This window comes from Halochromatium roseum (assembly GCF_016653315.1).
GTDB classification, from domain to species: Bacteria; Pseudomonadota; Gammaproteobacteria; order Chromatiales; family Chromatiaceae; genus Lamprobacter; species Lamprobacter roseus.
Map to the genome: position 1 here is coordinate 318,533 of NZ_NHSH01000057.1, position 20,422 is coordinate 338,954.

Sequence of the window (20,422 nt, forward strand, 5' to 3'; positions counted from 1 at the left end):
ATCCCGGTGCCTTACCCCGATTCCCGCTGGTGGCTCAGGCTGGCTGATCGTGCGATTTTGGACCAGCGCGGGCCAGATCGGCGAGCCCGCATGTGGACTCGAGCGCCGCGACATTTGCCAGCGTCTTCGGCAAGGCCGTCAGCGGCTCCGCGAAGGAAAACTGCGGAAGCTCGTCGCGGATCAGCCGCGCCATCGCACAGGCTTGCGCCAGATCGCGTGGCTTCTTGACCGGCTCGCGATCCATGCGCTGTGACAGCCAGGCTTTGTGGAACGCAAAGGCGCGTGGGTCCGGCACCCGCAACGGCACCGGCCAGCCTTGTTCGTCGATGGCAACCGCTTCCAGAGGCGGGACGCTGAGCAACCATTGCAGACCAGGCACCTCGGCGTCGACGAGGCCTTGGTCGGCAAAGGTGATCGGCTCGGCCTCATGCAGCGGGCGCGGCGCAATCACCAAATCGACCATGAACTGCCCGGCGTTAGCGGCGCGAAAGCCATTAGGGCGCACGCACTCGAAGCTGCGATCGGCCTTCTTCAGCAAGCCTAGAAGCCCCTTGCCTTCGAGGCGCTGGGAGACCAGCGTCAGTCGCTGGCGGGTGTCGTAGAGCAAGTCCACATCGCCAGAGGCGAGAAGCTCCAACAGCAGCTGCACGCCGGCGTGGGCTTCGTAGGTGAGGTGGCGGTGAGCACCCTGACCCAGGCCTATCGGCGCAAGCAGGACCAACCCGAGGCGCTGCTGCGCCAGATCCGTTATGAGCGGGCGTTGGCCTATGCGGATGTGGGACGGCGCGGGGATAGCCGGCGGGAGTTGTCGGCGATCTATGCCGAAGATCCGGGGTTTGAGGATGTGGCGGAGCGGTTGGGGGTGCGGTGAGCGACGCCAGCCGATGCGGCGGGGCTGGCGTTGCCCGATCGCCTAGCCAAACAGCGGCACTGTTGCTGTTTGCCATCGCCCAACTTGATAGCCGAACCGAGCCTGGTTCTCGGAGTCAGTACGGCGTCTGTGTCTTCGAGGACAACCGCATTGCCAACATCCCAGGCTTGGTTGCTGCCAAGTCCATCGGCCAAACGTTTTTCCTAAACCTTACGGAAGCCCAAGCCACTTGTGGGTCTGCAGACTCAGTCGCCACTGCGGATGAGCCATGCAGTAGTCGATCGCTAGTGCGGTGTTGCGCTCCCGGTCCGGCCCGTCCATCGGTTGCAGCAGGAAGTGGTCGAAGTCCAGGTCAACGAAGTGCTCGGGTTCGGCATCGGGCTGCGGATAGACCAGCTTCAACTCGTTGCCGGCGCTCAGCTTGAGCGGTGCCGACGCCTTTGGGCTCACGCAAACCCAGTCAATACCTGCTGGAGCCGGCTGGGTGCCGTTGGTCTCAACGGCGATCTCGAAACCCTGCGCGTGTAAGGCTTCGACCAACGCTTCGTCAAGCTGCAGTAGGGGCTCACCACCCGTGCACACGACAAATCGTTGAGCCCGCTGACGCCCAGCGGCCTGGGGCCAGATGGCGGCAATCTTTGCGGCTAACTCAGCCGCTGTTCGATAGCGTCCACCACCCTCCCCGTCGGTGCCACGGAAATCGGTATCGCAGAACGGGCAGATCGCCTTGCTGCGGTCCTGCTCACGCCCTGACCAGAGGTTGCAGCCAGCGAAGCGACAAAAGACGGCAGGACGGCCGGCCTGTATCCCTTCGCCCTGCAGCGTGTAGAAGATCTCCTTGACGCTATAGGTCATGTCGGCAAGGCCGGTCCCTCGTCACCCCAGCAGAGCACCGCGCCACAGCCGGGTGTCTGCTGCAGATCGATGCGATCCAGCGGCGGCAGCAGCGGGGCGACCTGCTCGCGCAGCCATAGCGCCAGGTTGGCCGGATCAGCGCCGTTGAGCTGAGGCAGGTCGTTGAGGAGATGATGGTCCAACTGCTGGTAGATCGGCTTAAAGGCTTCCTTGACATCGCCGTAGTCGACGGTCCAGCCGAGCACCTCATCGAGCGGTGCGCTGAGGTGCAGCCGCACCAGATAGCTATGACCATGCAACTGTCGGCGTGGGTCGCCGTCAGGTGCCGTCAATAACCGCAGCGCACTCTCGAAGCGCTGCTCTTTCCAGATGCGGTACTGCGCCCCGTTGTAGTGGCAACCGGCGGTCAGGGTCTCGTAGACGGTCACCCAAGACAACGCTGGTAGCTCCGGCTTGATCCGGCGCCAGAGCCAGGCGGCCAGCATCTCGCTGGTGGGGATCTCAAGGCCCGGAATGTCGTTCAAACAACGATAGTGCAGTGCCTCATGCAGGGGTGCCCAGAGCGCCGCGAGCCGGTCGAAGTCGACGCCCATGTCTTGGTCCGCCAGGGTCTGGTTGGCGTGCAGGATGACCTCGAAGCCATGACCGTGCATCCGGCCGCATTGGTGCCCTTCAGGCACATTCGGCAGTTGATGGGCCGCCTCGAAGCGAAACCGACGCCAGACATGCGCCTGCTCCTGGTCGTCCAGGTCGGCGCCCTGATGGCGGGTGCTCTGAATCCCCACGGATTCGATGCCAGGGACGTCGAGACCCGCGCGCACCCAGCGCGCGAGGTTCTCATCGGTCGGCACCGGCAACTGCTCATTCAGATCCCGATAGTCGAGGGTGGAGACGCAGTGGCTCAGCGCTGAGGTCAGCGCATCCGTTTCACCACCTTGGAACGGCGCCCAGCCGGTGGGCAGCTCGGCGCGGACACGGGCCAGGAAGCTGTGCCCGTGCAAGCGTCGGCAGGGATGTCCGTCGGGTAGGATGGCGACGCGCCGAGCGGCCTCGAAAGGCGCCGCGGCAACGTGAAAGAGTCGCTCGCTCATCTGTTCTTCGCGGAGGCGGTCTGGAGTCCATATTTGATGCACAGTGGGTCGTCGAGACCGGCCTCGCGGAAGCCCTTCTCGCGGAGGAGGCAGGAGTCGCACTGGCCGCAGGGGCAGCCATCGGGGCCGGGGTCGTAGCAACTGCTGGTCAGCGCGTAGTCGACTCCGAGTGCAGTGCCCTTGGCAATGATCTCGGCCTTGCTAAGCTGGATCAGTGGGGTGTGGATCTTGAGCCGTTGCCGTCCTTCAACGCCGGCTGCGGTTGCTAGATTGGCCATCCGCTCGTAGGCAGCGATGTATTCGGGGCGGCAGTCTGGGTAGCCGGAGTAGTCGAGGGCGTTGACGCCGATGAAGAGGTCGCTGGCCGCGAGCACCTCGGCCCAGGCCAATGCAAAGGAGAGAAAGATGGTGTTGCGGGCCGGGACGTAGGTGATTGGGATGCCCTCGCCCATCTGTTCGAGCGCGCGCTGTTTGGGCACCGCAATCTCGGCGGTCAGGGCCGAGCCGCCGAAACGGCGCAGATCGATGTCGGCAATGATGTGCTCCGCCACCCCCAGCGACCGCGCAACGCGCGTGGCGGCTTCAAGCTCGACCTGATGGCGTTGACCGTAGCGAAACGAGAGGGCATAGACGGCGTAGCCCTCGGCTTTGGCGATGGCCAGGGCGGTGGTTGAGTCGAGGCCGCCACTCAGTAGAACGACTGCGTTCGCCATGTGTCCCCTCATCAGTCATCATATGGATCGGGCTGGTCCGACGCTGGTGGATCGATCGGTTCGATCCGGTGCGCGAACTGCTGGATCACTCGCACTTCGGCCGGCGTGTGTAGATCACCTACGGCACGTCATTCGATCGGCGCCTGGCGGATGTGCGTTAGCGCTGTCGAAGTCATGCACGCTAGTCTGGAAGAAGCCGTCGGATGGGTCAAATGGCCTAATGAACAGTCTCCATGCCAGCTCGCTGCTCAAAATGGTCTCGACTTCATCGCCTGAAGTTCACCGCCGGCCCATCGGCGAGTAGCTCGCGAATCCGCCAGGGTCGCCCATCCGCGTCCAACTCCACCAGGCCGATGCCGCTGCCATTGAGCAGCCGCCGACCACTCGCCGCGCCCTCGGGCTTACGCGGCAGGATGCGCAGTCGCCGTCGACGGGTGAAGACATTCAGCGGTGAGCTGGGCGCAAAGAGCCAGTGATCGAGCCGATCGAGCACGGCGAGCAGGCGCTCCGGGAAGGCATTACGCACGCCGCTACTGGTGATCTGCCAGACCTCCGGTCCTTGGCGGCGTCCGCGCAGCTCGACATCGTAGACGAAGGAGTAATGCACATCGCCCGAGAGGATGACGAAGTGCTCTGGCGTCTGCGGATGGCGGAAGATGTTCAACAAGGTGTGCGCCGCGCCCGGATGCGCCATCCAGTTCTCGGCATCGACCATCAGCGGATAGCCGAGCCAGGTGAAGACGCGCTGGATGCTCTCGATCAGCTTGACGCCGAAGATCGGCGCCGGCGAGACCAGCAGCACCGCCGGCAGGCCACGCAGGCGTTGCTGCAGATCGGTCAGCGCCTCCCAGTCGAGCAGACCCGAGGGCTTGCTCGCCGCCGACTCCGAGCGCCAACGATGGGTGCGGCTGTCGATCACGACCAATGGCGGCGTGGTCGGCCAGTCATAATGCCAGTCGCCGAAGCGCAACAGGCGCTGCACGCAGGCCTCGTGCTCGGTGCTGCCGGGATCATCGAGGCTGCGTTGCAGGTCTGCGAGCAGGTCATCGCTGAAGGCCTCGGGGCGGTTGCCCCAGCCCTGATGGATCAGATAGCCGATCAGGGCGTTGCCGATCACCCGCCGCGAGAGCGCATGACCATAGGCCACCTCCTCCCAGGCGCGGCTCAGGTTCCAGTCATCGGTGACGTCGTGATCATCGAAGATCATCGCGACTGGAAGATGGGCGAACAGCCGACGCACGGCCGGCAGCGCGGCGATGAAGGCGTCGAGCGTGGCACGCTCCTGCGCGAACCGTGCCCGTTGCGCTTTGGTCAGACTGGCGGGTGGATCAAGATCGAGCCCTTGCCAGGGCGCGGGCGAGAACACCAGCAGGTACATCGCCAGCATCTCGCCGAGGCTGATCAGATGATTGTGGGCATTGGCGCTGGTGAAGATCGGCTTCTCGACGCCGCCGAACAGCACCTCGAGCAGGGCCGCGTTCTGGCGCTGTCGCGGCAGCAGCCGCTCGCGGCGATAGTAGCCGTCTGGATGGGCATAGAGCGAGCGGGCATCGACCACCCCGCTCTGGGTCAGTTCCGGCAGCGCCTCGTCCGGCAGGCCCAGGCGCTCAATCAGCGCATGGATCGCGCGCAGCATCGGGCCGGCAACATCGTCCAGGTAGACCTGATCGCCGGAGAGCATCAGTAGCGATGGCCAGGCGGGCGCGGTGTCTGCCTGCTGCGCTGTAGCTGACGCTTGCGCGCTGCCTGACTCCTGCTCGGTGTCGTTATCTCGTGCGCGGGCGGATGCTGGATTCAGTGCTGCACCCTGAGGCTGCGCTGTCGAAGTCGATGACGCCTCGGTCGCCTCCTCAAGCGTCAATCCAGCTGTGTTCTTTTCCGTCCAGTGTGATCGTTCCGAGATGAGGTCCGCCGCGGGTGGTGCCGTTGGATTCGCTGTGGTCGGGTTTGGCGACCCAGCCAGCAGATCGGCCAGCCACTGATCAGCGCGCGCCAGTCCATCGCCACCGGGATGATGCGGCTTGCGGCAGGACCCATGCAGCAGCGAGCGGACCTGGGCCGGCACCTTGAAGCCAGGCGAGGACTGTCCCGGATAGCAGAGATCCGGCGCCCAGTCGGCGCTGTCCTGCCAGGGTTGTTCGGGTTCCGCGAGCGGCTTCAGGGCCAAGCGATAAGCAATCCAGTGCTCGACGGGCAGCGGTTGCGTCAACCTCAGATCGATGAAGACATAGTGCAGCTCGCTGCCGGCGCGGAGCAGGCGGCAGGATGGATCGCCAGACGCTAGGATGTAGGTCTGCGCTGAAGGCTGACGAGCGTCGGGTTCCAGAAGCGATTCCCGTTCTGCTTGTGGCTCCCAAGCCAGCTCCAGGCGCACAGACACCGGCTCGCGCACCGCGAGCCAGAGACTGATCCGATCAGGGAGCAGACGACGCAGGATGGGCCCGGCCCAGACCAGCGGTAATGCGACAGGATTCGGCATGAACGGCACGTCGTGAGATCGGCGCCGGGCGGATGTGCATTGGCGCTGTGGGAGTGATGCACGCTAGTCTGGAAGACGCCGCCGGATGGGTCAAATGGCCTGATGAACAGGCTCGATGCCAGCTCACACGCGCTTCTGCGTTTGTGTGACTAACGCCGCAAGTCAACCGCGCGACCATCTGGTTCATCGCGGTACATGTAGCCAATTTCCGGAAAGCGTTCTAGAATTTGCGTTTTTTCATATATTCCTTCTATTACGTTCTGAGCAGCAACGGGGTCGTCTTCCGATATGTAGTCGTAGATATTTTGAAGCCACTTTACAGCTTCCTCTGTCCATCTTATTTCTGCCATGCGCTAAGCCTGCGCTTCATTTCGTCATTTGAAATTGTCTTCCCCTCTCTCGAGTCTCTTAATCCCGACGCGATCATTTGCTCAAAGGCGAGCTCTCTGAGGATTTCTTCATACGTTGAATCTTCAGGCTGATTCTGGATCACATCAGCCATTTTTTCTTTCACGGCGGACATGGTTCACCTCTTTGTGTTTCTGGCATAACGCCAAGCTCAGCCGAGCCGGTTGAGCGAGAGCGAAACCGGCTTCGGCTGGAGCGCCGTGTTAGGCTTATTTGACTTCCAAATCAATCGCTTTGACTCCAACTGGCGTCGTGCCGCATCTTCAGCGATGGCGGCAATGCTCCCACCAAATCGTTCAGAAATTTCTTCGCGCGTTTGGTGTATTTGTTCGATTACTGAATCAGAGTCACAAAATGTCATCGCCCAATAACTCCTCTGGAGTACAAATTATGGGTACTGGAATACCCTGCCTTACAAGTAACTCGTGAATACGAGGAAGTATTTTTGCATTTGCGATGTGCTTACAGTTCCAAGTCAGTAAATACTGTATCTCGTGATATGCAACAGTCGCGATGTGAAGAGCGTCAACTTGGGCTTTTTCGGGTAGGACACCAAGCGACATGATTTTATCTGCAAGTGTCACAATTTCAGGTGCATGTGGCAAAAGCGGAATGCCATCAAGCAGCAGCATACGTTCTGCTGCGAGCGTGGAGTTTCCTGCTGAAGCTTCATCAATCACATATTGCGAAATGACAAGCTCGTATTGGCTGCGCTCGTCATTCCACCAGCGATGCGTCAGAAGTTGACGTGCTGCCGTTACGATTTGGCTACTTGGCTTTTGGCGCAAGTAGCTAACAATTGATGTTTCAACGTAAACGGTTTGCATGTTGCTAATCTTTTGCGCCTAACGCCAAGCTCAGCCGAGCCGGTTGAGCGAGAGCGAAACCGGCTTCGGCTGCAGCACTGTGTTAGGGGATTTTTTCACCGTTTTGCCAAAGCTCATATTCGCTAATGTCGATTTCTGAGTTCCATGAAACAGCGTGACCGCCAGGCTCAACGGATACATGTCTAAAGAACGCGGGATTCTTGAGTGGCAGGAACATCTCGCGTTCAGTAAGCTGATTTATGTCGTATTTTTTCCTTTCTCCATTTGAGAAAAGCACAACAAGAAAATGTCCTTCTTGAGGTATCACGCTTTGAATTTTTGGGATATTCATAGCTATTGAAGCGGCGGCAGTTTCTTGAATTCCTGTGATTTCCACATTTCTTGAAGATCAGATTGATACAAATTCGCCCACTCAACTACAAGCTTTCGTGCTCTTGAGGGGAGATCACCCTCTATCATTTCCAAGTTTTCTATATTGAAGACGGCGTTGTGCTCTCCATAAACCGCGTGAAAATGCGGTGGCGGATGATCGCCAAAGAAGAGTTTGATGATGATTCCGTAAAAACGTGTGATTTCGGGCATATTGTCCCGCCATTTACTATGCGGATTAGCAACTTCTTAATATCATCACCAAATCAGCTGGTTGCAAAAATGAGGCTGTCCGGATAATTGTTAAAGGGACAATATATTTTTACTCTCTTTTCGTGTGCCCTAACGTTCGGGCTGGCGCGGCGCCCGTAGCCGCGCCGTCCGCGAAGCGACGGCGTGGCTACGGGCGGTCGGGCCGAGCCGCTTGTTAGCCTTGCTTTAGGCCAAGTTGTGCGGCCACGTCTGCCAAAGACGTCGTGGGTGCGGGACCTTCGGCTTCCTTTGCACGGCGAAGGTCTTGCAAATCCGCGTAGTCTTCCAAGGTCTCGGTCAGTGCCCGAAACTCTTCGATTGGGAGGACCACGTACTCCTCCGAGCCCTCTTGGCCTATGAACTGAGGATGCAGGTTCATCGCTTACCTCTTGGCGTAGACGTGCTTTCGATGCATTACACGGTAGACCACGACTGTATCCTCCTCTACCTCAAAGAGTACCCTGTAGTTGCCGACGCGAAGCCGATACTCAGGTGTGAAATTCGTGAGCCGCTTGATGTCGCCCTTAAGCCCGTCTTCCAGTTCGCTGAGCCGTCTTGCGATTCTGGCCCCATCCTGCTTCTGGAGAGATTGCAGGTCCTTTACTGCTTGTGGCTTGAGTTCGACCTTCATGCGGCTACTGGGCAACCACGGATCTGTTCTTGGCTAACCGTTGATTAGACAGAATGTGGTTCGGGTGTACTAGGCAGATTCTGTCTATCTCGGTTAGCATAGAATCCGCCTAGTTGACCCAGAGCCTGTCATGAACCGTGCCCTGCACAGGCTCCGCCGAGCCTTCCGTTCGCCAACCTAAAGCTATCAATCGTTACTTCTGACAGCAAAGAAAAAGTCGCCCTTGATCACTTTTGAGTTCAGTTTATTGACCAGGCGCAGATGAATGGCGTTAAACGGCCTACCTGACGCTGGCACGCTCATCATGCTGAGGCCAACCTGAAAGCATTTCCTGACGAACGCCTCGCCGCTACAACCTTCAGGATGTGACGGCTAGCTGGAACAGCTAATCAGACTAGATGGAATCGTTGACTGACAGTCGCATCTGGGGTCGACCGAGGCGACATCAGCAACTCGAAGATCGCAAGCTTGCGAAGCCGACAGGATTGTCTCGCAGGCGCTCGCTTCATGCGCTTGTGGCTGAGTCCAAGCAGGCGGCATGGATTCGCCCTGATCACGCAGTTCGCGGTGCGATCCGACATCAGGAGCGAACGATGTAAACGCCTCAGCCGCCGATGGATACACCACCGAGATCGCAAACGGCTCGGCGGGATCTGAGGTCAGGCTCACCCAAACGCCACCCAGGAATGGGGAGCCCGGGACCTCGAGACGCCACAAACGCTCGGCGCCTTTCACCGTCGACCGATTGCGCAGCAGCGGCTGATTGAACTGAAAGCGATGGGTGTCGCCATGGATGGCCAGCACCGGCCCTGAATAGCTGCTAAGCAACACCTCCAGATCGGCCATGAACGGCGCGAAGCCTGGCGATGCCGGTGAGCGCTCGAACAACGGATTGGCATGAAACAGCAGCACCATCGCCCGCGCCTGTGACTGCTGCGCAACCTCAGTCGCCTCGCGCAGGAGGCGGCGATTGGCCTCCGAGCGTTGCCGCCATTCGGCCATCGCGGCACTGTTCTTCGCGCGATGATTGTTGTCGCTACCGACCACATGCAGCAACACCAGCATCACACCATCCTTGAGGGTATAGGCGTTCTCTGGATAGGCCGGATCTGGCACCCGCAGTTCAAGCGCCGCGTTGTGCAGCACCTCGGGGTCGGCAAAGAAGCGCGCGCGCAGCGCTGCCAGGCGCTCGAGCGGATCGAGCCCGCCGGCCGCTTGGCGATGACAGTCGGTCCACTCGTTATCGCCGGGGGTGTAGAGCATGGGCACCGGTTGGGCTTGGAACAGCCCGGCGATGCGGCGATTGCGCGCCTCGGTACAGGGCTCGCCGCCACCTTTGATATCGCCGACATGGACGATGAATGGCGGACCTTGCTCAGCGGCCTCTTGCAACAGGCGTTCGAAGGGCGCGTACTCGGCATTGCCATAGGGCGCATCGCCAACCGCGAAGAAGCGTAGCCCCGTCTCGGGCTGCTCCGAACTCTCCCGGGACAGCGCCGCGCCGTGCCCCCAAAACAGACTGACTAGCAGCGTCAGCAGCGCGAGACGCCACAACCGAGGCAACGGCCTGCGGGGTTCAGTAACGGCCATGCGACCGGGTCACATAGTTGCGCAGTGCATCGGACTCCTGATTCGCCCGCATCAGGTTGCTGTGGGTGATCCGGAACAGCGCCCGCATCACCTTCAGCACCAGCAGCGGATGCTGCGCGAGCAAGGCCTCGAAGTCATCCGGCTCCAGCGTCAGCACCACGCAGTCACCGGCCGCGCGTAACCCCGCCTTGCGCGGCGAGCCGTCGACAAAGGCGCGGGTTCCGGCACATTCGCCCGGTGACATGCGATAGACCGCCGAGTCCGTGCCCTGATGGTCATGGAGCACATCGAGACGGCCCTCGACCAGCACAAACAGGGTGCGCCTGGCGTCGCCCTCCACCACCAGGGACTCTTGCCCCGCGAGCCGCGCGACGCCCATCGCCCGCGCGAGGGTCGTGACCTCGCTCGCATCCAGCTCGTCGGCCAGTACCGAGGCCTGCAGCCAGGCCGTCTTTTGTTGATCAATGGTTTGATCAGTCATCAGCAGTCTTTACCTTTTGGGATCACGGATCGATGATGTGAGCAGCCTAGCAGACCCCGATGACGCTCCGCTGTCAATGATCCGAGGATGATCAAGTCCTCATCGGGCATTGCTCGCGCGGCGAGGCATGCCAGGGCTTAAACTGGGACGCTTCACTGCCCGTCCCTTGTGCATCGACCAGAGCGATCCTGCCCCATGCCCGATCTCAGCACCCCTGTTCAAGCGCCGTCCTCTCAAGCTGCGGCCGCAGGCCCGCGACCCGTCGCCGAACGCACCGATTTCCGCGAGGAGACCATCTATTTCCTGCTCACCGCCCGCTTCTACGACGGGGACCCTTCCAACAACTTCTTCTGCCGCGATCGCATCCGCTTCGATGACCAAGGCAACGCCATCGACCCACATTGGCGCGGCGACTTCAAGGGCCTGATCCAAAAGCTCGACTACATCCGCGAGCTGGGCTTCAGCGCGATCTGGATCACCCCGCCGGTGGAGAACCGCTCCGGGCTCGACTATCACGGCTACCATCCCTACGACTGGACGCGCATCGATCCCCGGCTGGAATCGCCCGACGCCACCTATCAGGATCTGATCGACGCCGCCCATGCCAAGGGCCTCAAGATCATTCAGGACGTGGTGGTCAACCATTCCTGTCAATACGGCATTCGCGGTCAGGTCCATATCGACCATCTGCCGATCAAATACTATGTGCCGCAAGGCTCGGAACCGGGTCGGGTCGATCATGGCCCCTACCAGGGCAACCTCGGCAACTATGCCTGGCCGAATCGCGATGACATCGATAACCCCGTCGCCCCCGACTGGTATCGCGAGCGCCACGGGCGCGATCCCGAGGGCCTTGAGCCCTTGGTCGACCCCAAGACCGGTGAGACCGTGCCCAAGCCGGGCTATGATCCGGGCCGCTTCTTCGGCATCGACGCCCAGAGCCTGGACCCGAACTGGTACCACCAAGACGGCTTCATCTGCGGCGGCGACTGGGAGAGCGCCCATCCACTGCAGCAGAAGCATCTGGCCGGTGACTGCATCGATCTCGCCACCGAGCGCCAGAACGTCAAGGATTACCTGATCGGCGCCATCAAGCGCTATCTCGACATGGGCGTTGATGCGCTGCGCATCGACACCGTCAAGCACGTCGAGCGCGACAACCTGCTCGAATACGTCAATGCCTGGAAGGCGCACAAGCCGGGCCTGTTCGTGTTCGGCGAGAACCTGGTCAAGGGCTATGGCTGGGGCGATCTCGGCGGCGGCGACAATGGCCCGAGCGAGATCCGACCCTGGTGGTACACCCGCCTCGGCCATGACCCCCGCGATCCGAACAGCGGCGGTGATTCCGGCTTCCCACAGCTCGACTTCGGCCTATTCTCGACCTTCCGCGACTCGGTCAGCAAGGGCACCTTCGCCGGCACCGCGCAGGTGCTGTCGATGGATTGGATCTACGGCGATGTGACCAGCCTGGTCACCTTCCTGCAGAACCACGACGTCGGCCCCGACAACGACTTCAAATACCGCTTCAAGGGCGAGGACTGGATGGCCGCCGCGGCCTACAACCTGCTCTGGACCGCGCGCGGCATCCCCTGCCTCTACTATGGCGAGGAGATCGCCTTCATGCGCGGCGCGCCGCAGGATGTCGAGGGCGAGAAAGACACGCTCGAGAGCACCGGCCGCGCCTACTTCGGCGACCATCTCGAGGACGATCGCATCGCCGCGACCCAGGCCCATCCGCTCTATCGCCACATCCAGCGGCTGAATCTGATCCGGCGCGCCATCCCCGCGCTGCAAAAAGCCCAGATGACGCAGGTGAACGAATGGGGCGGCGGCATGAGTTTCGTCCGCGACCTCTCCGCCGAGGGCTCCTACGCGGTGGTCGGTCTCGCCATCGGCGGCGATCAGCAGGTCGAAATCGGCGGCATCCGCCCTGGTCTCTATCGCGATGCGGTCAGCGGCGCCGAGCGGCACAGCGACGGCCATCTGTCCTTTCGGGTCAAGGGCAGCTCGGCCGGGATCTGGGTGCTGGATGGACCCGGTCAGATCGGCGAGGATGGTCCTTATCTACGATGAGCGCACGTCTGACACCCTCGCCCCGGCGATGCCCATGCTTGCTCCTTCATGTTAGATCTATCGCCGCACCGGGCACCCACTGGTGACCGCAGTTGCTAATGCTCTGGCATTTGCGATTGCCATCACATCAAGCTTCGCGATTGCAGACTAAGATGCTTGAGTTTAAGCCCGGCTCCGATGGAGCTTGTCATCGCCAGAAATCGCATCAGGTGGTGCACCCTGACCCATTGATGCCGATCTCGGCTGTTCTGCGCAGGATCTCTCTCGATGGCCCAGCCCGACCCAACACCGTCTGCCCCAGCGCAGCCTCTCTCCGTAGACCCGATTCCAACTGAGCCGTCCGAGGATAAGGTCATCGTCGACACCAGCGCTGGGCAAGGGCACGCGAAGACGCTGCGCATCCTCCAATTTACCGATCTCCATCTCTACGCCGAACCAGAACGTCGACTACTCGGCCACTGCACTCGCGATCGCTTCGAGGAGGTGCTTACCCAGGCGCAGGCAACCGATTGGCCGCCGGATGCGATCCTGTTCACTGGCGATCTGGTGCACGACGAACGGCCTGAAGCGTACCGCTATCTTCGCCAGCGCATCGAGAGCTTCGGCTGTCCCTGTTTTTGCATCCCTGGCAACCACGACCGCACCGATCTACTCGCCGCAGAGGTCGAGCCGGGCGCTGATCGAGACTTTCGTGTCGAACGCCTTGGCGCCTGGGACCTGATCCTGCTCGACTCGACGCGACCAGGCTCCGAAGCGGGGCAGCTTCAACCTAGAACCCTCTCGGCTCTCGAGCAACACCTGCAATCGGCTCATCAGCGCCCGGCGCTGGTCGCCCTCCACCATCAGCCGATCCCCATTGGCAGCCGCTGGCTCGACACCATGCAGGTTGAGAATGGTCAGGATCTGATCACCCTCGCCGAGCGATACCACCAGCTGAAGGTGATCCTCTGGGGCCATATCCATCAAGCCTTTGACCGCCAGATCCATCAGACCCGACTCCTCGCCACGCCCTCGACCTGCTCACAATTCGCGCCGGGCAGCGATGATTTTGCCCAAGACAGCCTACCTCCCGGCTATCGATGGCTCGAGCTGGAGCCGGATGGCACCCTACGCACTGGAATCGAACGTCTCCGCGAAGGCTCGCTAGCGTCGCGTTAACCTCAAACAATCGTTTCATCTACCGAGTGGGGGTGGCGAGGCGTCATCCATCTTGGCCGGATCTTTAAAGTGGGCATCTTAGCCATTTCTTGGCCATTACCGCAGCAATAGGCAATCTGTCAACGTGTCGAGAAGTCGCTCAGCGGTCGATAGTCTTGCGTCTCGCAGGCCACAGCGGACACCGCCGCCGCCGCGGGGCCGCGGTGCAGCCAGCTCTTGAAGGTGTCGAGCGCAGCAGCGTCGCCGCAGGCGAGCACCTCGACGCGCCCATCGGGCAGGTTGCGGGCGTAGCCGGTAATGCCGAGCGCTTGCGCCTCGTGGGCTGCGGATGCACGAAAAAAGACGCCTTGCACTCGGCCACTGACAAAGCAGCGGATGCAGCGCGCACCGGCCCACCCGGAGCGTTGCTGGGAATCAGTCATCGAGCCCTCCTCTAGGCACGCTCAGATAGACGTGTTTGCCCACCTATCGAATGAGGGCGGCCTGCTGGTCAGCGTCGCGCTTGGCACGCTTGTATTTGGTGAAGGTGGTCTCTTTGTAGGCACCTTCGACGACGTACTGACCCAGCAGCATGAACTCCTCGCTATCACCCGTGGCTCCTGTGTAGCGAGCAACCATGTTGCCGTCGAGGTCGAAGAAGGCAAACACCGGCGTTGCACGAACCCTGAACTGCTTCAACGCAAAATCCTTTTGGATATCAGGATTACCTTCGAAATCAACGATTTCAATGTCGCCCTCGACATCCACTGGAAAGATCAGAAAGTGCTCGCGGAAGTAGTCTTGCACCGCTGGCTGATTGAGCACCCTGGTCTTCATGCGATGGCAGAACGGGCATTCATCCATCTCGAACATCAACAGAATCCCGCTCTTGCCCTCGTCACGCGCGGTCTCGAGCTCTTCGCTGAAATCGCCGAAGGTCTGATTGAAGAAGTACTGGCCCGGATCACGCCCGGGGTCAGCAGCAAGCGCTGATCCGCTGAGTGCAAGCAGGATTAGCGCCAGCAGGCGCAGTGGTGACGAAGGGGACAGGTCAGGCATCAGAAACATGGATGATTCCTCTCAGTGTAGTCGTGACGTGCGAGGGCATTTCACTCAGATTGCAGTAGCGCCCGCCAATCTGGGACTGACGCGATTGTGAGAACAAAGCGGATGCCATTGCAATGGCTCTGTCCTCGAGCCGATTTGCCGCTCAGCCTCCGAGACCCGGCTGAGGTAGACTATGGCCTATGACCATCGCCGTCGGCCAACTACTTCAAGGCACCCTGGGTGTCGCAGTCTTGTTGCTGCTTGCATGGCTCGTCAGCGAGAACCGACGCCGCATCTCGGCCCGAGTGGTGATCACCGGGCTTGGGTTGCAGATTGCGCTGGCCGCACTGCTGCTTGGACTTCCGCAGATGCGCTCGGTCTTCATCGCCGTCAATGGCGTCGTGGTCGGATTGCAGCAGGCTACCGAGGCCGGCACCGGTTTCGTCTTTGGCTATCTGGGCGGCGGGCCGGCGCCGTTCGATCTGGTTGAGCCGGCCAACAGCTTTATCCTCGCATTTCGTGCCCTGCCGCTGATCCTGGTCATCGGCGCGCTCTCGGCGCTGCTCTTCCATTGGCGTGTTCTGCCGGTCGTCGTCAACGCCCTCGCCTGGCTGCTGCGCCGCAGCCTGGGCATCAGCGGCGCCCTTGGGCTGGGCACCGCGGCCAACATCTTCATGGGCATGATCGAGGCTCCGCTGATGATCAAGCCTTATCTCAAGGCGATGAACCGCGGTGAGTTATTCGCGCTGATGACCACCGGCATGGCAACCATCGCCGGCACCGTGATGATCCTGTATGCCTCGCTGATCAGCGAGGCGATCCCGAACGCGCTTGGGAATATCCTCACGGCGTCGCTGATTAGTGCACCGGCGGCGCTGCTGATCGCCGAGATTCTGGTCCCATCGCATCCGCGCGCGAGCGCAACCACACCGCTTCCAGAGATCGAGATCCGCTCAGAGGGCGCCATGGACGCGGTCACCCGCGGCACGCTCGATGCCATCCCTCTCCTGCTGAACATCATCGCCATGCTGATCGTGATGGTGGCGTTGGTAACGCTGGCCAACGAGCTACTCGCGTTTCTGCCGCCGGCGGCAGGTGCACCGCTCACGCTAGAGCGCATCCTTGGCTGGCTGTTCGCGCCCGTGGTCTGGCTGATCGGAATCCCCTGGCACGAAGCCGCAACCGCCGGTGCTTTAATGGGCACCAAGACGGTGCTAAACGAGCTGCTGGCCTACATCGCGCTTGCCGACCTGCCGCCGCAAGCCCTCTCCGAGCGCAGCCGGCTGATCATGACCTATGCGCTCTGCGGCTTCGCCAATCTCGGCAGCCTCGGCATCATGCTCGGCGGTCTGGGATCGATGGTGCCGGAGCGCCGCCCAGAGATCGCCGCACTCGGCTTCAAGGCGATCCTTGCTGGCACCCTGGCGACGCTGATGACCGGCGCGATCGCTGGCCTGATGCTGACGCTGCTGGGCAGCTAAGCATCAACACCCGCTGCTGCGGCTTCCAAATCAGGTCATCTCTTCCGTGAAACAAGTGCTTCGTCACCCGAGGTGACCGCAGGCGATTAATGTTAGCCCAGCAGCCGAAATTGGCACTCGGCCTGGGCCAGATCGACCTCTGCCAGCGCCAGCGGCACACATTGGTCCAACGCCAGCCCCTGCTTGGCGCGAATGCGTGTCTCGAGCGCAAGCTGTGGAATCAGTAGCACCGCCTTGCGCTCCTGCAGCTCGACCACCACGCCCTCGCCTTTCCACCGCGGCTGCTGTTTCAGATACACCAGCTTCCAGTGCAGGTTGGATTGTCGCTCGGCGCGGCGAACGATGATCCCGCCTTGGTCGGCCTCACCGGCACGCTGACTGACCTGCTCGGCACTCAGCGGCTCGCTGCCGCGCAGATACTGACGCAGCTGTTGATGAACCAGCAGATCACCATAACGGCGCAGCGGGCTGGTGGCGCGTGTGTAGGCATCGAGCCCGAGCCCGAAGTGGCGACCCGGCTCGCCGACGACGGTGCGGCTCGGTTTGAACAGGCGCCGATAGGCGTACATGCCGGCCATGCTGCTCGGCTGGTCGATCCGCTCCGGAGTCGGCTGGGTTGCATAAGGGATCGGCAGCTCACGCGCCTGACAGTAGCGGGCCGCCGCCTCGCCCGCCATCAGCATCAGCTCGGTGACCATCGAGCGCGAACCGGTGCGCTCGAGCGGACGGATCAAGACCTGATCCTGGTGTAGCCGGACGCTGACCTCGGGCAGATCGATCTCGGCCGCGCCTTGGGCCAAGCGACGCTGACGGTAGCGATCGGCGATCTGCGCTAGGTCCGCCAGCGGCGCCTGATCGAGCCGGCGGTCAGCCTCGGCATAACTCAGCCGCTGCACCTGCACCAGCGTTGGCTGGATCTCGATATCGCTGATGTCACCCTGCGCATCCAGTCGCAGGCCGAATGAGAGCGCCGGCGATTGGGCCTGCAAGCCAAGCCCGAGCTGCTCGGTGATAGCCATGGGCAGCATGTGGATGATGCCCTCTGGAAGATAGAGGTTGGCGCCGCGCGCCCTGGCCTCGCGATCGAGTTCGGAATCTGGCTGCACCAAGGCGGCGACATCGGCAACATGCACCCAAACGCGATCGCCATCCAGGCTGATCGCATCGTCTGGGTCTTGATTGCCTTCGTCATCGATCGCAAAGGCCGGCAGATGCGTCAGGTCGAGGCGTTCCGGCTCGCCGACGCGCTCTGCCGCCGAAGCCAGGCTCGGGATCGGCAGCTCCGGATTGTGCAGCGCCGCCCCGACGCGGGTCGGATAGGGGTTGTGCGTCGGCGGCCAATAGCCCACCGAAACCAGCAGCCGATAGGCCGCGATCGGTGTCTCCTCATAATTCAGCGCCTTGAGGATACGGCTGTGCTCCCCCTGCAGATTCGCCAGCCGCTCGACCTCGCCGAGTGCGTCTCGGTCCTCAGGCTCGATCCGCCCCTGGCGCAAGCGCTCCAGCATCGCAGCCCAGGCTTGATCCGCCTTGGCCTTGGCCTCGCGCTCGGCGCGATCGCGCTCGATCAGCTCGCCGGCACGCGGTCTTAACGCCTCCGCCGTGCCTTCGAACCAAAGCCCTTCACTGAGTCGCTCCCAAGCACCCCAGGCAGCGCCCGGGCTATGCTCACCGTACAGCAGCTCCGCGAGTTCCTTGAGATCGGTCTCGGTACCCTCGAGCAGCTCCCAGGCCTCTTGCGGATGGACCTCGGGTGGACGCAGCTCGGCGAGACTGGTCACCGGCCCGGGATGCAACGAGAGGATGTCCTTCGGCCGCACACGCTTGGTCTGCCCGCCTTCAATCTCGATCTCGATCTTCTCCGCCGCGGCCAGCACCCGCGCCGGTCGGCTCTTGTAAACGACCAGGCTGCCGGTTCGGGGAATGGCTTGATGGGAAAGCAATGCGTTGTTATCTCCAGTACAGGGCAGTCAGTAAGGGCGTTCATCTGGGTCAAGATGGCGCAGGATTGGCATGCAGCCTAACCGGACACTATATCAGCTGTGCGTACTCAGCTGTGCTCAGGCAGCGGCCCGATCCGTTATCATCGCGGCTTCGCTGCAAGCCACCGATCCGGCACACTGCCCCCAGACCCACGCTCCGGCGGGCCTATTCGCTAGGCCGGACATCGCACGAGATCTTAACTATGAACACTGACTGGCAAGCCTTTATCGACTCACAAGGCGGCCGCATCGGCGATGAGGGCGCGGCGCACTTCGATAGCGCGCCCGCCGAGCCCGCCTGCGCCGTTATCGACCTCTCGCATCTCGGACTCATCGCCGTGAGCGGCCCGGAGGCGCAAGACTTCCTCCAAGGCCAGCTCAGCAATGACCTGCGCGAGCTGACCGCAACCCACACCCAGCTCAGCAGTCATTGCAGTCCCAAGGGTCGGATGCTCGCCAACTTCCGCGTCCTGCGCTTCGATGAGCGCTTCGTTCTCGTCTTGCCGCGGGCTCAGCTGGAGACCTTACTGAAGCGTCTGCGCATGTTCCTGCTGCGCGCCAAGGCCACGATTGACGACGCCAGCGACGCCCTCGTCTGCATGGGGCTCGTTGGCGATTGTGCCAACGCGTCGCTGACCCATGCCTTCGGCAGCCTGCCTGAAGCGCCGAACGCGATGATCCGTGCCGGTGAGACCGCCTTGATTCGAAGCCCCGACCCAAGCCCTCGCTATCTACTCATCGGCCCAGCGGCATCCGCCCGCGCAGCCTGGGAGGCCGCTTGCGCCGCCGGCGCTGTCCCCGCAAACCCCGATCTCTGGGCATTGCGTGATATCCGCGCCGGCATCCCAACCGTCCTCCCTGAGACGAGCGATAGCTTCGTTCCACAGATGGCGAATATGCAGCTCATCGATGGTGTCAGCTTTCACAAGGGCTGCTATACCGGCCAAGAGGTAGTCGCACGGATGCAGTATCTGGGCAAGCTCAAGCGGCGCATGTATGTCGCCCAGACCACGCTGGACACTGACGCCGAGCCGCCCCTGCCAGGCACGTTGCTCAGCTCGGCCAGCAGTACCTCAGAACAGGCCCCAGGCCGGGTCGTCGATGCGCGTGCAACCGGCCCCGGGCAGTGGGAGATGTTGGTCGTCGCCGAGATCAGCGCCGCTGAAGACGGCGAGCTGCGTCTCGGCGACAGTGGAGGTGCCCTGCTCAAGCTCAGCCCGCCGCCTTATGGATTTCCCGTTGAGACTTGAGACCTACACCTTCTCGGAAACCGGGCCTAGGCCTCAGCAAACCTGGCCGAGACCGCTTCGCCAGTGGACTCGGGCGGTCAACCCATAAGCGCCCACCGCACTCGGTTACACTATGACGAACAGCCGCTGACGGCGCTAGTCACTCATCATGGACCCTATGACCGAAACCCTACACAACGTCGATCACGCCGAGGTGAGCAAGTTCGAGGCCCTCGCCTCGCGCTGGTGGGACCCGGAAAGCGAGTTCAAACCACTGCACGAGATCAATCCGCTGCGGCTCGGCTATGTGCAAAGCCGGGTCACGCTCAACGGCCGTGAGGTGCTCGATGTCGGCTGTGGCGGCGGTATCCTCTCCGAGGCCATGGCGCTGGCCGGCGCCAAGGTCACCGGCATCGACATGGGCGAGGAGCCACTCAAGGTCGCCGAGTTGCATACCCTAGAGACCGGCGTCGAGGTCGATTACCGCCAGATGCCGGTCGAGCAGCTCGCCGCCGAGCGTCCGGCCAGCTTCGATGTGGTCACCTGCATGGAGATGCTCGAGCATGTGCCGGACCCGAGTTCAGTGATTAACGCCTGCGCCCAGCTGGTGCGCCCCGGCGGCTTCGTCTTCTTCTCGACCCTGAACCGCAACCCAAAGAGCTATCTGTTCGCCATCATCGGCGCCGAGTACGTGCTCAACCTGCTGCCGCGCGGCACCCATGATTTTGCCCGTTTCATTCGCCCCTCCGAACTCGACCAATGGGTGCGGGCGACGCCGTTGCGCACCACCGACATCACCGGGCTGAGCTACAACCCGGTCACGCGCCACTATCGGCTATCGAAGGACATTGACGTCAACTACCTGGTGTGCTGCCAGATGCCGCGCCGCACTGAGGCCTGAGGCCC

The 20,422-nt window shown here is 61.9% G+C and carries 23 protein-coding genes; 6 read left to right on the forward strand and 17 right to left on the reverse strand.

Going from position 1 to position 20,422, the window contains the following annotated elements; translation table 11 throughout:
- Positions 1-34 precede the first annotated feature (34 nt).
- Complete coding sequence (locus CCR96_RS12880; RefSeq protein ID WP_242519014.1) at positions 35-637, reverse strand: GSU2403 family nucleotidyltransferase fold protein; 603 nt, start codon at positions 635-637, stop codon at positions 35-37.
- A gap of 42 nt (positions 638-679) precedes the next feature.
- Here CCR96_RS12880 and CCR96_RS12885 point away from each other — a divergent pair, with 42 nt between their 5' ends.
- On the forward strand, positions 680-871 hold the full coding sequence (locus CCR96_RS12885) for a hypothetical protein (RefSeq protein ID WP_201220511.1): 192 nt from the start codon (positions 680-682) through the stop codon (positions 869-871).
- 210 nt (positions 872-1,081) lie between these two features.
- Here CCR96_RS12885 and queE read toward each other — a convergent pair whose 3' ends face one another.
- From queE to CCR96_RS12950, 13 genes are all read right to left on the reverse strand, one after another.
- Positions 1,082-1,726: a 7-carboxy-7-deazaguanine synthase gene (gene queE / locus CCR96_RS12890; protein ID WP_201220512.1), complete on the reverse strand. Its 645-nt coding sequence runs from the start codon at positions 1,724-1,726 to the stop codon at positions 1,082-1,084.
- The gene (locus tag CCR96_RS12895) at positions 1,723-2,817 is read right to left on the reverse strand and encodes a 6-carboxytetrahydropterin synthase (protein ID WP_201220513.1); all 1,095 of its coding nucleotides are present in this window, start codon (positions 2,815-2,817) and stop codon (positions 1,723-1,725) included. The genes queE and CCR96_RS12895 overlap by 4 nt, the downstream gene beginning before the upstream one ends.
- On the reverse strand, positions 2,814-3,530 hold the full coding sequence (queC, locus tag CCR96_RS12900; protein WP_201220514.1) for a 7-cyano-7-deazaguanine synthase QueC: 717 nt from the start codon (positions 3,528-3,530) through the stop codon (positions 2,814-2,816). The genes CCR96_RS12895 and queC overlap by 4 nt, the downstream gene beginning before the upstream one ends.
- A 265-nt stretch (positions 3,531-3,795) precedes the next feature.
- Positions 3,796-6,009, reverse strand: coding sequence for an alkaline phosphatase D family protein (locus tag CCR96_RS24625; RefSeq protein WP_242519016.1), 2,214 nt, complete (start codon positions 6,007-6,009; stop codon positions 3,796-3,798).
- A 149-nt stretch (positions 6,010-6,158) separates the two neighbouring features.
- Positions 6,159-6,359, reverse strand: a complete 201-nt coding sequence (locus tag CCR96_RS12910) for a type II toxin-antitoxin system RelE/ParE family toxin (RefSeq protein WP_201220515.1) — start codon at positions 6,357-6,359, stop codon at positions 6,159-6,161.
- Entirely contained in the window at positions 6,347-6,532 is a 186-nt protein-coding gene (locus CCR96_RS12915) for a hypothetical protein (RefSeq protein WP_201220516.1), read from the reverse strand. Before CCR96_RS12915 ends, CCR96_RS12910 begins: the two co-directional genes overlap by 13 nt.
- A 36-nt stretch (positions 6,533-6,568) precedes the next feature.
- Positions 6,569-6,778, reverse strand: coding sequence for a hypothetical protein (locus CCR96_RS12920; RefSeq protein WP_201220517.1), 210 nt, complete (start codon positions 6,776-6,778; stop codon positions 6,569-6,571).
- A complete protein-coding gene (locus tag CCR96_RS12925; protein WP_201220518.1) occupies positions 6,765-7,244 on the reverse strand; it encodes a type II toxin-antitoxin system VapC family toxin in 480 nt (159 codons plus the stop codon). The genes CCR96_RS12920 and CCR96_RS12925 overlap by 14 nt, the downstream gene beginning before the upstream one ends.
- 82 nt (positions 7,245-7,326) lie before the next feature.
- Complete coding sequence (locus CCR96_RS12930) at positions 7,327-7,620, reverse strand: DUF2442 domain-containing protein (protein ID WP_338035875.1); 294 nt, start codon at positions 7,618-7,620, stop codon at positions 7,327-7,329.
- Positions 7,578-7,826 (reverse strand): DUF4160 domain-containing protein, encoded by a 249-nt coding sequence (locus tag CCR96_RS12935; RefSeq protein ID WP_201220519.1) that lies wholly within the window; start codon positions 7,824-7,826, stop codon positions 7,578-7,580. The genes CCR96_RS12930 and CCR96_RS12935 overlap by 43 nt, the downstream gene beginning before the upstream one ends.
- Before the next feature lie 421 nt (positions 7,827-8,247).
- Entirely contained in the window at positions 8,248-8,496 is a 249-nt protein-coding gene (locus CCR96_RS12940) for a type II toxin-antitoxin system RelE family toxin (protein WP_201220520.1), read from the reverse strand.
- Positions 8,497-8,868: 372 nt separating this feature from the next.
- Entirely contained in the window at positions 8,869-10,086 is a 1,218-nt protein-coding gene (locus CCR96_RS12945) for a metallophosphoesterase family protein (protein ID WP_201220521.1), read from the reverse strand.
- Positions 10,073-10,567 (reverse strand): cyclic nucleotide-binding domain-containing protein, encoded by a 495-nt coding sequence (locus CCR96_RS12950; RefSeq protein WP_201220522.1) that lies wholly within the window; start codon positions 10,565-10,567, stop codon positions 10,073-10,075. Before CCR96_RS12950 ends, CCR96_RS12945 begins: the two co-directional genes overlap by 14 nt.
- Positions 10,568-10,762: 195 nt before the next feature.
- Between CCR96_RS12950 and CCR96_RS12955 the strand changes: the two genes are divergently transcribed.
- On the forward strand, positions 10,763-12,640 hold the full coding sequence (locus tag CCR96_RS12955) for an alpha-amylase family glycosyl hydrolase (protein ID WP_242519024.1): 1,878 nt from the start codon (positions 10,763-10,765) through the stop codon (positions 12,638-12,640).
- A gap of 267 nt (positions 12,641-12,907) precedes the next feature.
- Entirely contained in the window at positions 12,908-13,798 is an 891-nt protein-coding gene (gene cpdA / locus CCR96_RS12960) for a 3',5'-cyclic-AMP phosphodiesterase (protein WP_201220523.1), read from the forward strand.
- 119 nt (positions 13,799-13,917) lie between these two features.
- On the opposite strand, the gene CCR96_RS12965 is transcribed toward cpdA, so the two are convergent.
- Complete coding sequence (locus CCR96_RS12965) at positions 13,918-14,220, reverse strand: acylphosphatase (protein ID WP_201220524.1); 303 nt, start codon at positions 14,218-14,220, stop codon at positions 13,918-13,920.
- A gap of 43 nt (positions 14,221-14,263) precedes the next feature.
- Positions 14,264-14,836 (reverse strand): thioredoxin family protein, encoded by a 573-nt coding sequence (locus tag CCR96_RS12970; RefSeq protein ID WP_201220525.1) that lies wholly within the window; start codon positions 14,834-14,836, stop codon positions 14,264-14,266.
- Positions 14,837-15,024: 188 nt separating this feature from the next.
- On the opposite strand from CCR96_RS12970, the gene CCR96_RS12975 reads away from it, so the two are divergent.
- The gene (locus tag CCR96_RS12975) at positions 15,025-16,305 is read left to right on the forward strand and encodes a NupC/NupG family nucleoside CNT transporter (protein WP_201220526.1); all 1,281 of its coding nucleotides are present in this window, start codon (positions 15,025-15,027) and stop codon (positions 16,303-16,305) included.
- 92 nt (positions 16,306-16,397) lie between these two features.
- Here the strand turns inward: CCR96_RS12975 and CCR96_RS12980 are convergent, their stop codons facing one another.
- Positions 16,398-18,248 carry a ribonuclease catalytic domain-containing protein gene (locus CCR96_RS12980; protein WP_201220527.1) on the reverse strand — a complete coding sequence of 617 codons (1,851 nt, stop codon included), beginning with the start codon at positions 18,246-18,248 and terminating at the stop codon, positions 16,398-16,400.
- 242 nt (positions 18,249-18,490) lie between these two features.
- Here CCR96_RS12980 and ygfZ point away from each other — a divergent pair, with 242 nt between their 5' ends.
- Positions 18,491-19,537: a CAF17-like 4Fe-4S cluster assembly/insertion protein YgfZ gene (gene ygfZ, locus CCR96_RS12985; RefSeq protein WP_201220528.1), complete on the forward strand. Its 1,047-nt coding sequence runs from the start codon at positions 18,491-18,493 to the stop codon at positions 19,535-19,537.
- Between the two features lie 157 nt (positions 19,538-19,694).
- Positions 19,695-20,417, forward strand: a complete 723-nt coding sequence (ubiG, locus tag CCR96_RS12990; RefSeq protein ID WP_201220529.1) for a bifunctional 2-polyprenyl-6-hydroxyphenol methylase/3-demethylubiquinol 3-O-methyltransferase UbiG — start codon at positions 19,695-19,697, stop codon at positions 20,415-20,417.
- The last annotated feature ends 5 nt before the right edge of the window (positions 20,418-20,422 follow it).

What these genes read in the sequence shown, in the direction of transcription:
- ygfZ (WP_201220528.1), top strand. Translation starts at nt 18,491, where the DNA reads ATGAACACTGACTGGCAAGCCTTTATCGACTCACAAGGCGGCCGCATC.
- CCR96_RS12915 (WP_201220516.1), bottom strand. Translation starts at nt 6,532, where the DNA reads ATGTCCGCCGTGAAAGAAAAAATGGCTGATGTGATCCAGAATCAGCCT.
- CCR96_RS12910 (WP_201220515.1), bottom strand. Translation starts at nt 6,359, where the DNA reads ATGGCAGAAATAAGATGGACAGAGGAAGCTGTAAAGTGGCTTCAAAAT.
- queC (WP_201220514.1), bottom strand. Translation starts at nt 3,530, where the DNA reads ATGGCGAACGCAGTCGTTCTACTGAGTGGCGGCCTCGACTCAACCACC.
- ubiG (WP_201220529.1), top strand. Translation starts at nt 19,695, where the DNA reads ATGACCGAAACCCTACACAACGTCGATCACGCCGAGGTGAGCAAGTTC.
- CCR96_RS12945 (WP_201220521.1), bottom strand. Translation starts at nt 10,086, where the DNA reads ATGGCCGTTACTGAACCCCGCAGGCCGTTGCCTCGGTTGTGGCGTCTC.
- CCR96_RS12975 (WP_201220526.1), top strand. Translation starts at nt 15,025, where the DNA reads ATGACCATCGCCGTCGGCCAACTACTTCAAGGCACCCTGGGTGTCGCA.
- CCR96_RS12895 (WP_201220513.1), bottom strand. Translation starts at nt 2,817, where the DNA reads ATGAGCGAGCGACTCTTTCACGTTGCCGCGGCGCCTTTCGAGGCCGCT.
- queE (WP_201220512.1), bottom strand. Translation starts at nt 1,726, where the DNA reads ATGACCTATAGCGTCAAGGAGATCTTCTACACGCTGCAGGGCGAAGGG.
- CCR96_RS12950 (WP_201220522.1), bottom strand. Translation starts at nt 10,567, where the DNA reads ATGACTGATCAAACCATTGATCAACAAAAGACGGCCTGGCTGCAGGCC.
- CCR96_RS12940 (WP_201220520.1), bottom strand. Translation starts at nt 8,496, where the DNA reads ATGAAGGTCGAACTCAAGCCACAAGCAGTAAAGGACCTGCAATCTCTC.
- CCR96_RS12970 (WP_201220525.1), bottom strand. Translation starts at nt 14,836, where the DNA reads ATGCCTGACCTGTCCCCTTCGTCACCACTGCGCCTGCTGGCGCTAATC.
- CCR96_RS12955 (WP_242519024.1), top strand. Translation starts at nt 10,763, where the DNA reads ATGCCCGATCTCAGCACCCCTGTTCAAGCGCCGTCCTCTCAAGCTGCG.
- CCR96_RS24625 (WP_242519016.1), bottom strand. Translation starts at nt 6,009, where the DNA reads ATGCCGAATCCTGTCGCATTACCGCTGGTCTGGGCCGGGCCCATCCTG.
- CCR96_RS12920 (WP_201220517.1), bottom strand. Translation starts at nt 6,778, where the DNA reads ATGACATTTTGTGACTCTGATTCAGTAATCGAACAAATACACCAAACG.
- cpdA (WP_201220523.1), top strand. Translation starts at nt 12,908, where the DNA reads ATGGCCCAGCCCGACCCAACACCGTCTGCCCCAGCGCAGCCTCTCTCC.
- CCR96_RS12935 (WP_201220519.1), bottom strand. Translation starts at nt 7,826, where the DNA reads ATGCCCGAAATCACACGTTTTTACGGAATCATCATCAAACTCTTCTTT.
- CCR96_RS12965 (WP_201220524.1), bottom strand. Translation starts at nt 14,220, where the DNA reads ATGACTGATTCCCAGCAACGCTCCGGGTGGGCCGGTGCGCGCTGCATC.
- CCR96_RS12925 (WP_201220518.1), bottom strand. Translation starts at nt 7,244, where the DNA reads ATGCAAACCGTTTACGTTGAAACATCAATTGTTAGCTACTTGCGCCAA.